This window comes from Rhodanobacter soli (genome assembly GCF_040548735.1).
GTDB lineage: Bacteria > Pseudomonadota > Gammaproteobacteria > Xanthomonadales > Rhodanobacteraceae > Rhodanobacter > Rhodanobacter soli_A.
In genome coordinates this window covers 1,020,455-1,034,568 of the sequence record NZ_JBEPSD010000001.1, presented here as the reverse complement: position 1 = coordinate 1,034,568, position 14,114 = coordinate 1,020,455, and the positions used below count along the sequence as shown (strand labels likewise).

Here is a 14,114-nt window from a genome sequence, read left to right as displayed (position 1 = left end):
TGGATGGGCGCGGCGGGCAGTCGTCTTCCGGAGCTTCCATGTCCCGCCTGCCGTCTCGCCCGCAGCAGTGTTTGCCCGATCCAGCCTAGCGCCTCCGTTGAACCGTGGGCAACCGGTTCCGGCCTGCCATGGGGCGGGATGCCGAAGCCTGACGTGTTTGCCGGCACCTACTATCTACCGGCCGGGTTCAGTTGTAGATTGCAGCGATACCCGTGAGGAGCTGCTGCCGTCCATGCAATGCGCTGTGCCCAGGCTGTGTTGCCGCGCGAGACTCGACCCGCACGGGCAGGGAGCATTGTCACGGCGGGGTCGGCCGTGACGGGTGCGCCGGCCATCGGTACGCTGGAACAGGCACTGGCCCACGCGGCAAGCCTGCTGGAGCGGGACCCGGTACTGGCCGTCGAACAGCTCGAGGAAATTCTGCAGGTGGCCGCCGGTCATCCGCTCGCACTGCAGTTGCTGGCTGCCGCGCGCTCGCTGCAGGGAGACGCGCAAGGCGCGCTCGACATCCTCATTCCCCTGGCGCGGGCCCAGCCGAACTGGGCCATGATCCATTTCGAGCTGGGGCTGGCGCTGGGCCGCTGCGGGCGCGGGCAGGAAGCGATCCAGGCGTTGCACCGTGCGTTGGCGCTGAAGCCCGACTTGCCCCAAGCCTGGCGTGCACTTGGCGACCATCTGATGGCGGCCGGCGAACAGAATGCGGCGGACGCGGCCTACGCCAGCCACGTGCGTCATTCCACGCGCGATCCGCGCCTGTTGACGGCTGCCGTCGCCCTGGTCGAGAACCGCATCCCCGAGGCCGAAGCCTTGTTGCGCGAGCACCTGAAGCAAGCGCCGACCGACGTGGCGGCGATCCGCATGTTCGCCGAGGTCGCTGCCCGGCTGGGCCGCAACGAGGATGCCCTGCACCTGCTGGAACGCTGCCTGGAGCTGGCACCCAGCTTCCAGGAGGCGCGCCAGAACTACGCGCTGGTCCTGTATCGCAGCAACCAGCCGGAACGGGCGCTGGTCCAGATCGAACAACTGCTGGCGGCCGATCCGGGACATCTGGGCAACCGCAATCTCAAGGCGGTGGTGCTGTGCCGGATCGGCGACTACGAGCCCGCCATCCGCATCTATGCCGACCTGCTGGAACACTACCCGCGCCATGCGAAAGTGTGGGTGAGCTACGGCCATGCGCTGAAAACCGCCGGGCACACCGAGCGCGCCATCGCCGCCTATCGCCGCAGCCTGGAGCTTGAACCCTCATTCGGCGAAGTCTGGTGGAGCCTGGCCAACCTGAAGACCTTCCGCTTCAGCGCCGACGAGCTGGCCGCGATGCGCGCGCAGCTGGCGCGCGCGGATCTCGGCGAAGACGACCGCCTGCACCTGGAGTTCGCCGTCGGCAAGGCGCTGGAAGACGCCGGCGAGTACGAGCCGTCCTTCCGGCATTACGCGCGGGGCAATGCGATCCGGCGTACGCAGGTGCACTACAGCGCCGACGACACCAGCGCGCGGGTGCGCTACATCCGCGAGCACTACACACGCGACTTCTTCGCCGCGCGCGCCGGTGCCGGCAGCCCGTCGCATGATCCGATCTTCGTCGTCGGCCTGCCGCGTGCCGGCTCCACCCTGATCGAGCAGATCCTGTCCAGCCACAGCCAGGTCGAAGGCACGATGGAGCTGCCCGAAATCACCTCGATCACGCGCCTGTTGCGCCTGCAGGGCGACGCCGACGAGGCCATGCCGTATCACGGCGCACTGGCGGCACTCGATGCCGAGGCCCTGCGTGCGCTCGGCGAGCGCTACCTCGCGCACACACGGATCCAGCGCAAGACTACGGCGCCGCTGTTCATCGACAAGATGCCGAACAACTTCATGCACCTCGGCCTGATCCACCTGATGCTGCCGAACGCGAAGATCATCGATGCGCGCAGGCATCCGCTGGCCTGCGGCTTCTCGGCCTTCAAACAACACTTCGCACGCGGGCAGGGCTTCAGCTACGACCTTGGGGACGTGGGGCGCTACTACCGCGACTACGTGGCGCTGATGGCGCACTTCGATGCGGTGCTGCCCGGGCGCATCCACCGCGTGGTGTACGAGCGCATGGTCGACGATACCGAAGGGGAAGTGCGTCGCCTGCTCGAGTATTGCGGCCTGCCGTTCGAGGCATCGTGCCTGCAGTTTTTCCGGAATCCGCGGCCGGTACGCACGGCCAGTTCGGAACAGGTGCGCCAGCCGATCTACCGCGAAGGCGTGGATCACTGGCGCCACTACGAAACATGGTTGGGGCCTCTGGCGTCGGCGTTGGGGACGGTGCTGGAGAGCTACCCGGAAGTGCCGGTATTGGAGTAATGGCTGCAACCGATGGATTGTCGTCGACTTGGGAGGGGAGGACGTATGCACACGAATAAATTCAAAAAGGGCATGGGGCTGCAACGGGTCAGGTTGGCCAGGGTGCCGCTGGCGGCAGCGATCTGTCTGGCCATGGCCGCGCCGGCTTTCGCGCAGGATGCCGGGCAGACTGAAACATCGCCCGCGACACCGGCAACGAAACCGAAGACCACGACGCTGAGCGTGGTGAACGTGACGGCGCAGAAACGCACCGAGAACCTGCAGAAGGTACCGATCAGCATCAACGTGCTGGAGACGGACCAGCTCGAGGCGCTGCACGTGCAGAACTTCAACGACTACGTGAAGTACCTGCCCAGCGTCACCTTCCAGCAGGGCGGCGGCGGTATTGCCACCGGCCCGGGCTTCGCCAGCATCTACATGCGCGGCGTGGCCAGCGGCGGCAACACCAACCACTCCGGCTCGCAGCCCAGCGTGGGCGTGTATCTCGACGACCAGCCGGTCACCACGATCCAGGGCCCGCTCGACATCCACATGTACGACATCGCCCGCATCGAGGTGCTGGCCGGGCCGCAGGGCACGCTGTATGGCGCCAGTGCCGAAGCGGGTGCCTTGCGCATCATCACCAACAAGCCCGATCCGAGCGGCTACGCGGCGAGTTACAGCCTGGGCATGGATACGGTTGCGCACGGCGGCATCGGCTATACGGCCGAAGGCATGCTCAATCTGCCGATCAGCCCGAGTGCCGCGATTCGTCTGGTGGGCTGGCGCGAACACGATGCCGGCTACATCGACAACAAGGCCGGATCGCGCACGTTCCCCACGTCAGGCATCACCATCAGCAATGCCCCAGGTTGCACGCCGAGCGGGACCTCGCCGTCCTCGGCGTCCCAGTGCATCGGACATGCCCGGGACAATTACAACGACGTCAATACCAGCGGCGCGCGGGCCGCGCTGAAAGTCGATCTCAACGACAACTGGTCGATCACTCCGATGCTGATGGGGCAGCAAACGCGCTCACACGGCAACTTTGCCAGCGATCCCGTCGTTGGCGACCTGGCCGTCACCCACTTCTATCCCGAACGCGTCAATGACCGCTGGTGGCAGGGCGCGTTGACCGTACAGGGCAAGATTGGCAATTTCGATCTGACCTACGCCTATGCGCACCTCAAGCGCAATCAGGAAGAGCAGACCGACTACACCGATTACGGGTTCTGGTACGACAGCTTGTACGGTTCCGGGGCGTCCTTCTATGACAACAACGGCGCACTGGTCAATCCCTCGCAGCACATCAGCGACCGCGATCGCTACACCAACAACAGTCACGAATTGCGTCTGGTTTCACCGGCGGACGATCGGCTGCGCCTCGTCACGGGCTTGTTTTGGCAGAAGCAGAAGCACGACATCCTGCAGGATTACCAGGTCGATGGCCTGGCCGACGCGCTGTCCGTCACCGGCTGGAAAGACACGATCTGGTTGACCCGGCAAATGCGCTACGACCGCGACGAAGCCGTGTTCGGCGAACTGTCCTGGGACTTCATTCCCGATGTGCTCACCGGCACGGTCGGCGAGCGCTATTACCGCACCAGCAATCAGCTGTATGGCTTCTTCGGCTACGCCGCAGGTTTTTCGTCGAGTCAGGGTGAGGCGGCCTGCGTGTCGCCCGAGCCGTTCATGGGTGCGCCGTGTTCCGACTTCAACAAAAAAGTGAAAGAAAGCGGGAATCTCACCAAGTACAACCTGACGTGGAACATCAACGACACCAAGATGATCTACGCCACCCGGTCCGAGGGCTTCCGCCCCGGCGGTGTCAATCGGCGCGGCACTCTGTTGCCGTATCAGGCCGATTTCCTGATCAACGAAGAACTGGGCTGGAAGACTTCGTGGCTGGGCAATCGGGTGTCGTTCAACGGCGCGGTGTTCCGTGAGACATGGAACGACTTCCAGTTCCCGATCCTCGGCGCGAACGGCCTGACTGAAATCAAGAACGCGAACTCGGCGCGTATCGAAGGTCTGGAGTCGCAACTGAACTGGCAGGCCACGTACAACCTGCAGCTGACCGCGGGGTTTGCGGTGTATCGCGCCAGGCTGAGCGCCAACTATTGCGGGTTCACCGATGCCAGCGGTCATCCGATCACGGATTGCCCGGCCGGCTCGCTCAATCCGCAGGACGGCAGCGTCGTGACCGGGCCGCTCGCACCGAAGGGAACCCAGCTGCCGATAACGCCCAAGTTCAAAGGCAACCTCATCGCGCACTACAGCTTCAACCTGGGTGGCAGCGACGCGTTCGTCCAAGCGGCGCTGGTCCATGTCGGCAGGCGCACGACCGACTTGCGCTTGAGCGAGCGTGCACTGCTCGGCGACCTGCCTGCCTACAATTCGGTCGATCTGTCCGCCGGCGTGCAAAGAGGCAGTTGGTCGGCCGACGTTTACGTCAACAATGCGTTCGACAAACGCGCGGCGCAGTACAAGTACACCGAGTGCGGCGTCGATGTCTGTGGGGCACACGGTGTCGTAGCGCAATATCCGAACGGTCAGGTCTACACCGGTTTCAACCAGCCGCGCACGATCGGCATCCGCTTCAAGCAAGAGTTCTAGCGGGATCGCCCATCCGGCATGGAGAGCCACCAAAGGCCCCGGCGCGAACCGGGGCCTTTCGCGTTTTCCAAGGTTGCGGCAGCTGGCCTAGCCGCGGTCGTCCGGCTGTCCGCACAGTGTCCGCGGACACTGCGCCGACGCAGCGCATGCGCCCCAAGTAGTTGAACAGCATGTGATTATTTTGTTCCTTTCGAGTGGCACGCGGATTGCAAACGTATCCATGCAACCGCGCTGTCCGCGGTCAGGAACGGCATAGATGATCCGCGACACTTCCGCACAAGACCGACTGGTCGAGGTCAAACCCAACCGCAAGCGCCAGCTGATCCTGCTGGGCGCCGGCGTACTCGTGCTGGCGCTGCTGGCCTGGCTGGCGCCGGGCATCGGCCGGCTGTTCTCAGCGTCCGAATCGGTCAGCAGTTCGCGGCTGGCCTTCGCCACCGTCGAACGCGGCCCGTTCGTGCGCGACATTGCTGCCGAGGGCAAGGTGGTGGCGGCGGTCAGTCCGACCCTGTACGCCACCTCCGGCGGCGCGGTGACGCTTAAGGTGCATGCCGGCGACACGGTGAAGATCGGCCAGGTGCTGGCCACCATCGTCAGCCCGGAACTGACCAACAAGCTGGCGCAGGAACAGAGCAACGCCGACGCGATGGAAGTGGAATACCGGCGCGCGCAGATCGACGCGCGCAAGCAGCGTTCCGCGCTGCAGGAAACCTACGACAACGCCACCATCGACCAGACCACCGCCGAGCGCAATCTCGATCGTTACCAGAAGGCATATGCGAAGGGCGCGGTGTCCAACATGGATGTGGACAAGGCCAAGGACGCGCTGGACAAGGCGAAAATCGCCACCACGCATGCCAAGGCCAACCTCGGCCTCGACAACGACAGCCTCAGCTTCGACATCCAGTCGAAGAAGCTCGCGCACGAGCGCCAATTGCTGCTGGTGAAGGACCTGCAGCGCCAGGTCGACGACCTCAACGTGAAGTCGCCGGTGGACGGCCAGGTCGGCCAGCTGTTCATCGCCGAGCGCGCCACCGTGGCCAAGGATGCGCAACTGCTCAGCGTGATCGACCTGTCCGCGCTGCAGGTGGAGATGCAGGTGCCGGAAAGCTTCGCCCGCGACCTCGGCATCGGCATGTCCGGCGAGATCAGCGGCAACGGCCATACCTGGAAGGGCCTGGTCAGCGCGATCTCGCCGGAAGTGGTCAACGGCCAGGTTGCCGCGCGGCTGCGCTTCGAGGGCGAGACGCCGAAGCAGCTGCGGCAGAACCAGCGGCTGTCGGTGCGCGTGCTGCTGGACAAGCGCGACAACGTGCTGACCGTGCAGCGTGGTTCGTTCGTCGACGAATCCGGCGGCAGCTATGCCTACCTGGTGCGCGACGGCATCGCCAAGAAAACCCCGATCCGCGTCGGCGCCTCCAGCATCGACAAGGTGGAGATCCTCGATGGCCTGAAGGAAGGCGACCGCATCGTGATCTCCGGCACCGACAGCTTCAAGGGCGCGGCCACGGTCGCGATCAGCAACTGACGATTTTCTCCCTCCCCTGCTCGCAGGGGAGGGCTGGGGAGGGGTGAAGCTCTTGCTCCCAAATCAAAAGCCTCACCCCTCCCGACCTCCCCCTGCAAGCAGGGGGAGGAGCAAAGCCATCACCACCACCGAGGAACAACCATGCTGAAGATGACCCACCTGTCCAAGGTCTACCGCACCGAAGTGGTGGAGACCTATGCGCTGCGCGATTTCAACATCGACGTGAAGGAGGGCGAGTTCGTCGCCGTCACCGGTCCGTCCGGCTCCGGCAAGACGACCTTCCTGACCATCGCCGGCCTGCTGGAGACCTTCAGCGGTGGCGAATACCACCTCGACGGCATCGAGGTGAGCAACCTCAACGACAACGCGCGCTCGAAGATCCGCAACGAGAAGATCGGCTTCATCTTCCAGGCATTCAACCTGATCCCCGACCTCAACGTGTTCGACAACATCGAGGTGCCGCTGCGCTATCGCGGCATGAAGGCGGCCGAGCGCAAGCAGCGCATCATGGAGTCGCTGGAGCGCGTCGGCCTGGCTTCGCGCGCCAAGCACTACCCGGCCGAGCTCTCCGGCGGTCAGCAGCAGCGCGTGGCGATCGCCCGCGCACTGGCCGGTTCGCCGCGCCTGCTGCTGGCGGACGAACCGACCGGCAACCTGGACACGCAGATGGCGCGCAGCGTGCTCGAACTGCTCGAGGACATCCATCGCGAAGGCGCCACCATCGTGATGGTCACGCATGATCCGGAGCTGGCCGCGCGCGCCCAGCGCAACGTGCACATCATCGACGGCCAGGTGGTGGACCTGTCGGAAGACCCGCGCTTCCACACCGTGCACGTCGCTGACGAAGCCCACGGCTGAGCCCATGCAGGACGCACCCTGCGCGCGATAGCTCTTCGCTTCGGTCTGCATCGGAGCATCGCGCACCCGGTGCGCTCCTGCGGGGTCAATACGGTTACGTCATACACAGGAACCATGCATGTTCGCCTACTATGTCCGACTCGGTCTTCGCAGCCTGCGCCGTCATCCGGCGCTGACCGCGTTGATGGTGATGGCGATCGGTTTTGGCGTGGCGGCGTCGATGATCACCTGGTCGGTGTTCCGCGCAGTGTCGGGCGACCCGATTCCCGGCAAGTCCTCGCAGTTGTACACGGTGCTGGTCGACAACCGCGGCCCGCAATACAACGACGAGGGCGAGCCGCCGGAAGCGCTCACCTACACCGACGCCACAGCGCTGGTCGCAGCGCACAAGGCCACGCGCCAGACGCTGCTTTACGACGTGGCGCCGTCGGTGTTGCCCGAGGGCAACCAGAGCCTGCCGTTCATCGCCGACGGCTACGCCACCAATGCGGATTTCTTCGGCATGTTCGACGTGCCGTTCGAGTACGGCGGCCCCTGGCATGCGAGTGACGACGAAGGGCGCGCCGCCGTGGCGGTGATCAGCCACGAGCTCAACCAGCAGCTTTTCAACGGCGCCGACAGCGTGGGCCGCGAGATCACCATGGACCGGCACACCTACCGCATCGTCGGCGTGACCGCGCACTGGGATCCGAAACCGCGCTTCTACGACCTGTTCAGCGGCAACGCCTTCGGCGACCCGGTGCAGTTGTACCTGCCATTCACTCGCGCGGTCGACGTGCAGATGGATACCGCCGGACGCAACAATTGCGGCAGCAACGTGGATTTCGGCGCCGGCCGCGAGGCCTGGCTGCATGGCGAATGCGTGTGGGTGCCGGTGTGGGTGGAACTGGCCGATCAGGCTGCCGCGAAAAGCTATCGCGAATTCCTGACCCACTACGCCGCCGAGCAGCAACGTGCAGGCCGCTTCCACTGGGCGCCGAACGTGCGCCTGCGCGACGTCAACGACTGGCTCGACCACATGCATGTGGTGCCGCCGGAAAGCCGCATCTCGCTGATGGTGGCGCTGGGTTTCTTCGTGATCTGCCTGGTCAACACCATCGGCCTGTTGCTGGCCAAATTCATGCGCCGCGCCGCCGAAATCGGCGTGCGCCGCGCGCTCGGCGCACCGCGGCGCGAGATCTACCACCAGTTCCTGGTCGAGGCGGGGGCGGTGGGTCTGGCCGGTGGCGTGCTGGGCCTGTTGCTCACCGCGCTTGGCATGCTCGGTGTCGGCCTGCTGTTCGAGCCGGAGATCGCCCGGCTCGCGCATCTCGATCTCTCGCTGGTGGCGATGACCTTGCTGGTGGCGATCGTGGCCACCGTGCTGGCCGCGTTCTATCCCACCTGGCGCGCCGCGCGGGTGCAGCCGGCGTGGCAACTGAAGAGTAATTGAGGGCGATGACGATGCAGATCAAACCCATCCTCACCGCGATGCGCCACCACAAGGCCGGCACCGTGCTGATCGCGCTGCAGATCGCGCTGACCCTGGCGATCGTGTGCAATGCGCTGTTCATCATCCAGCAGCGTACGGCGCGGATGTCGCGCCCCAGCGGCGTGGATGAAGCGAACCTGTTCGTGATCCGCAGCGACTGGGCCGACAAGTCCGACGCGCAGCGCATCGACGTGCAGATGCAGGCCGACCTGATCGCGCTGCGCCAGCTCGGCAGCGTGCAGGACGCCGCGCCGACCAACAGCTTTCCGCTGCGCGGCAATGGCTGGGACAACTACATCAAGCTGCAGCCCGGCCAGATCAAGATGACCACCGACGCGGCGATGTTCTTTTCCGACGAGCACACCCTGGCCGCGCTGGGCACGCACCTGATCGCCGGGCGCAATTTCACCGCCAGCGAAATCGGTGCGCAGCGACCGCGCGACGCGATGCATGCCGCGCAGGTGATCATCAGCAAGGATCTGGCGCAGCGGCTGTATCCCGATGGCTCGGCCTTGGGCAAGACCATCTATGTGTCGATGGGCCAAGTGCCGTCCACCATCATCGGCATCACCGACACCTTGCAGGCGCACATGATCAGCAGCTGGGCCGATGCGTACGCGTACAACGCGGTGCTGGTGCCGGCGCGGCTGCTGAACGACTACACGTATTACCTGGTGCGCGCGCGACCGGGCCAGCTTGACGCCGCCATGCGCGATGCGCCGAAGGCTCTGTATGCGCAAAGCCGCATGCGCATCATCGACCGCAAGGATGGCGTGATGAGTTTTGCCCAGGTGCGCCAGCGCGCCTACGAGCGCGACCGCGGCATGGCGATCCTGATGGGCATCGTCAGCGTGGTGCTGCTGGCGATCACCGCCGCCGGCATCGTCGGCCTGACCAGCTTCTGGGTCGGCCAGCGGCGCAAGCAGATCGGCGTGCGCCGTGCGTTGGGCGCCACCCGCGGCGACATCCTGCATTACTTCCTCACCGAGAACCTGCTGATCGGCCTCGGCGGGGTGCTCGTCGGGGCGGTGCTGGCGATCGGCATCAACCTGTGGATGGTCACCCAGTTCGAAATGGCGCGACTGTCGCTGGCCTATGTAGTGGCCGGCGTGGTGGTGCTGTTGTTGCTCGGCCAGGGCGCGGTGCTGGCGCCGGCGCTGCGCGCTTCGCGCGTGTCGCCGGTGGAGGCGACACGCTCGGTGTGACGAATACCGCCTCTCCCGTCGGGGAAAGGCCAACTCTGGAGATGCGCATGTTCAGCTACTACCTCGAATTGGCGTTGCGCAGCCTCAGGCGCAGTCCGGGCCTGACCGCGCTGATGGTGCTGGCGATCGGCTTCGGCGTGGCCGCGTCGATGACGACCTGGTCGGTGTTCCGCGCGGTGTCGGGCGATCCGATCCCGTGGAAGTCGTCGCAGCTGTTCGTGCCGCAGATCGACAACTGGGGGCCGAACGGCCGCAGCGACGACGGCGAGCCGCCGAACGCGATGGGTTACACCGACGCGATGGCGCTGATGCGCGACCATCGCGCGAAGCGGCAATCGGCGATGTATCAGATCTCGCCGTCGGTGGTGCCGGCGGAGGCCGGCAAGCACCCGCTCAACGTCAGCGGCCATGCGGTCTACGGCGAGTTCTTCCCGATGCTGGACGTGCCGTTCAAGTACGGCAGCGGCTGGAGCGCGAGCGACGACACCAATCGCGCGATGGTGGCGGTGATCAGCGGCAAGCTCAACCAGAAGCTGTTCGGCGGCGCCAGCAGCGTGGGCAAGACGGTCAACATCGAGGGCAAGGATTACCGCGTGGTCGGCGTCCTCGACGACTGGAACCCGCAGCCGCGCTTCTACGACGTGGTCAACACCGGCGGTTTCTCCACCAACGGCGACGACGTGTTCCTGCCGTTCCTCACGGCCATCCAGGCGTCCATGCCGAACGACGGCAACACGAACTGCAATGCGGTACCGGAGGAATCGGGTTTCGTCGGCCTGCAGCATTCCGAGTGCGTCTGGATCGCCTACATGGCGGAGCTGGACAGTGCGGCGGCGGCGACTTCCTACCGCAATTACCTCAACGACTATGCGCGCGAGCAGCAGCAGGCAGGGCGTTTCCGCTGGGCGCCGAACGGCCGTCTGCGCAACCTGCCGGAGTGGCTGGACAACCAGCACGTGGTGCCCAGCGATACCAAGGTGTCGCTGCTGGTGGCGCTGGGGCTGCTGCTGGTGTGCCTGGTGAACACGGTAGGCCTGCTGCTGGCGAAGTTCCTGCGCCGCAGCGGCGAGATCGGCGTGCGCCGCGCACTGGGCGCGCAGCGTGCCGCGATCTACGCGCAGTTCCTCACCGAGGCCGGCATCGTCGGCCTGGCCGGTGGCGTACTGGGCCTGTTGCTCACCGGCGCGGGTGTGGCCAGCGTGGGCTGGGTGCTGCCCAGGGACATCGCCGCGCTGGCGCGGGTGGATGTATCGCTGCTGCTGCTCACCCTGCTGGTGGCCGTGGTCGCGACCATGCTGGCCGGTCTGTATCCCACGTTCCGTGCCTCGCGCGTGCAGCCCGCATGGCAACTGAAGAGCAATTAGTGCGCTGTCCCTGCGCAGGAAAGCGGCCATCCATGGCCGCACTTCTCAGGAAAAGCCGGTCCCTTGGATAGCGAAAGGAAAACCTCATGAAACTGCATCCCATCCTCGCGGCACTGCGCAAGCACAAGGCCGGCACCGTACTGATCGCATTGCAGATCGCGCTGACGCTGGCGATCGTGTGCAATGCGGTCTTCATCATCGGCCAGCGCATCGACCGGGTGAACCGCACCACCGGCCTGGACGAGAGCGACCTGTTCCTGGTCAGCCAGCAATGGGTGGGCGCACCCAACGCCGACAGCGTCGATGGCGTGGAAAAACTGGACGCCATGCAGCGCGAGGATCTCGCCGCACTGCGCCAGCTGCCGGACGTGGCTTCGGTGGCGCCGATCAACTCGCTGCCGCTGCTCAATTCCTCCTGGACCGGTTCGGTTTCGCACAAGCCGGGCGCCCAGCTGGGCGGCAAGGACAATACCCGCACGGCGTACTACTTCACCGACGAGCAGATGCTGTCCACGCTGGGGGCACGCCTGGTGGCCGGCCGCGCCTTCAATGCCGGCGACGTGCAGCACCAGGGTTTCCGCGACCGGCGCGACCGCCCGATCGCCATCATTACCCAGCAGCTGGCGGACAAGCTGTTCACGAAGGGCGATGCGGTCGGCAAGGTGATGTACACCGACGGCAGCAATGCACCCACCACCATCATCGGCGTGGTGGCACGCCTGCAGATTCCCGCCAGCGGCAGCTTTGGCAACGACTTTGCGTGGCACTCGACGCTGATACCGACCCGACTGGACGCGAACTTCGCACGCTATGCCGTGCGCGCCAAGCCTGGCCGGCTGGATGCCGCGATGCGCGCGGTAGCGCCCACGCTGTACAAGGTGAACCCGATGCGTGTACTTGACGACGACAGCGTCAAGCCATTCTCCGACATCCGCGCCAGGGCCTATCGGGCCGACGTGGGCATGGCGATCCTGATGGGCGTGATCTGCCTGATCCTGCTCTGCGTCACCGCCGCCGGCATCGTCGGACTCACCAGCTTCTGGGTCGGCCAGCGGCATCGGCAGATCGGCGTGCGGCGCGCGCTGGGCGCCCGCAAGATCGACATCCTGCACTACTTCCAGATCGAAAACCTGCTGATCGCCGGCGTCGGCGTGGTGATCGGGGTATTGCTGGCGCTGGGCCTGAACCTGTGGCTGATGAGCCACTACGAGATGACCCGCATCCCGCTGCCGTACGTATTGACCGGCGTGCTGGCGATGCTGGCGATCGGCCAGGCCGCGGTGTTCGCGCCGGCGCGGCGCGCGTCCAACGTGCCGCCGGTCGTGGCGACGCGGGCGGCGTGACGGACACATACCCGTGGGAGCGCACCCTGCGCGCGATTGCTCGCGGCATGAAAAGCATCGCGTACAGGGTGCGCTCCTACGGTCGCGAAGGTGATTGATCCTTACGGAGTGGTACCGATGTTCACCTATTACCTCGACCTGGCTCTGCGCAGCCTCAGGCGCAACAAGGCGCTCACCGCGCTCATGGTGGTGGCGATCGCGCTGGGCATCGGCGCCAGCATGACCACGCTTACGGTGCTGCATGTGCTGTCGGGCGATCCGTTGCCGGGGAAGAGCGGCAAGCTGTTCTATCCGCAGCTGGATCCGCAGGATATGGACGGCTACAAGCCGCAGGACGATCCGCCGGAGCAGGTCAGCTGGATCGACGGCATGGCGCTGCTGCACGCCAAGCGCGCCCGCCACCAGGCATTGATGACCGGCGGCGCCGTGCCGATCCAGCCGGCGCAGTCCTCGATCGATCCGTTCTTCGAGGACGCGCGCTACACCACGGCCGATTTCTTTCCGATGTTCGAGGTGCCGTTCCTTTACGGACAGGGCTGGAACGCGGCCGACGATGAGGCCGGCGCGCGCGTGGCCGTGCTCACCCGCGAGCTCAACGACAAGCTGTTCGGCGGCAAGGACAGCACGGGACAGACGCTGCGCATGGACGACGTGGCATTCCGCATCGTCGGCGTGCTGGACAGCTGGCGGCCGACCCCGCACTTCTACGATCTCAACACCGGCAGCTACTCCTCCAGCGAGGGAGTGTTCGTGCCGCTGACCACGGCGACGGACCTGAAGTTCGCCCGCAACGGCTCGACCGATTGCTGGGGCAAGGGCTCGGGCGACAACATGAAAATCGCCACCTGCACCTGGCTGCAGTTCTGGGTGCAGCTGGACACGCCGGCCGAGGCCGCCGCGTACAAGCAGTACCTGGTCCATTACTCGCAGGAGCAGAAGGCGATGGGCCGCTTCCAGCGTCCGCCGAACGTGCGCCTGGACGACCTGATGGGTTGGCTCGACTACAACAAGGTGGTGCCCAGCGACGTGCATCTGCAGGTATGGCTGGCGTTCGGCTTCCTGCTGGTGTGCCTGGTCAACACGGTCGGACTGATGCTGGCCAAGTTCCTGCGCCGCTCGGGCGAACTTGGCGTGCGGCGCGCGCTTGGCGCTTCGCGCCGTTCGCTGTTTGCGCAGCTTCTGGTCGAAGCCGGTGCGGTCGGCCTGGTCGGTGGTACCGGTGGCCTGCTGCTGGCGCTGCTTGGCCTGTGGCTGGTGCGCAGGCAGCCCTCGGACTATGCCGCGCTGGCGCATCTGGATCTGCCGATGCTGCTGGCGACCTTCGTCTCTGCCGTCGTGGCCAGCCTGCTGGCCGGCCTGCTGCCTGCCTGGCGGGCCTGCCTGATTCCCCCCGCGCTGCAACTGAAGAGCAATTGA

General features: G+C 65.6%; 9 protein-coding genes. All 9 read left to right on the top strand.

Annotated features, from left to right (window positions below):
• Window positions 1–315 precede the first annotated feature (315 nt).
• Window positions 316–2,334, top strand: coding sequence for a tetratricopeptide repeat-containing sulfotransferase family protein (locus ABIE04_RS04900; protein ID WP_354547449.1), 2,019 nt, complete (start codon window positions 316–318; stop codon window positions 2,332–2,334).
• 45 nt (window positions 2,335–2,379) lie between these two features.
• Window positions 2,380–4,929 carry a TonB-dependent receptor gene (locus tag ABIE04_RS04895; protein ID WP_354547448.1) on the top strand — a complete coding sequence of 850 codons (2,550 nt, stop codon included), beginning with the start codon at window positions 2,380–2,382 and terminating at the stop codon, window positions 4,927–4,929.
• A gap of 256 nt (window positions 4,930–5,185) precedes the next feature.
• Window positions 5,186–6,457 carry an efflux RND transporter periplasmic adaptor subunit gene (locus ABIE04_RS04890; RefSeq protein WP_354547447.1) on the top strand — a complete coding sequence of 424 codons (1,272 nt, stop codon included), beginning with the start codon at window positions 5,186–5,188 and terminating at the stop codon, window positions 6,455–6,457.
• Window positions 6,458–6,598: 141 nt separating this feature from the next.
• Window positions 6,599–7,315: an ABC transporter ATP-binding protein gene (locus tag ABIE04_RS04885; protein WP_214555613.1), complete on the top strand. Its 717-nt coding sequence runs from the start codon at window positions 6,599–6,601 to the stop codon at window positions 7,313–7,315.
• Between the two features lie 118 nt (window positions 7,316–7,433).
• Window positions 7,434–8,747: an ABC transporter permease gene (locus tag ABIE04_RS04880; protein ID WP_354547446.1), complete on the top strand. Its 1,314-nt coding sequence runs from the start codon at window positions 7,434–7,436 to the stop codon at window positions 8,745–8,747.
• Between the two features lie 5 nt (window positions 8,748–8,752).
• Window positions 8,753–9,991: an ABC transporter permease gene (locus ABIE04_RS04875; RefSeq protein ID WP_354547445.1), complete on the top strand. Its 1,239-nt coding sequence runs from the start codon at window positions 8,753–8,755 to the stop codon at window positions 9,989–9,991.
• A 47-nt stretch (window positions 9,992–10,038) separates the two neighbouring features.
• Window positions 10,039–11,355: an ABC transporter permease gene (locus ABIE04_RS04870; RefSeq protein ID WP_354547444.1), complete on the top strand. Its 1,317-nt coding sequence runs from the start codon at window positions 10,039–10,041 to the stop codon at window positions 11,353–11,355.
• Window positions 11,356–11,441: 86 nt separating this feature from the next.
• Window positions 11,442–12,698, top strand: a complete 1,257-nt coding sequence (locus ABIE04_RS04865) for an ABC transporter permease (protein ID WP_354547443.1) — start codon at window positions 11,442–11,444, stop codon at window positions 12,696–12,698.
• A gap of 117 nt (window positions 12,699–12,815) precedes the next feature.
• On the top strand, window positions 12,816–14,114 hold the full coding sequence (locus ABIE04_RS04860; RefSeq protein ID WP_354547442.1) for an ABC transporter permease: 1,299 nt from the start codon (window positions 12,816–12,818) through the stop codon (window positions 14,112–14,114).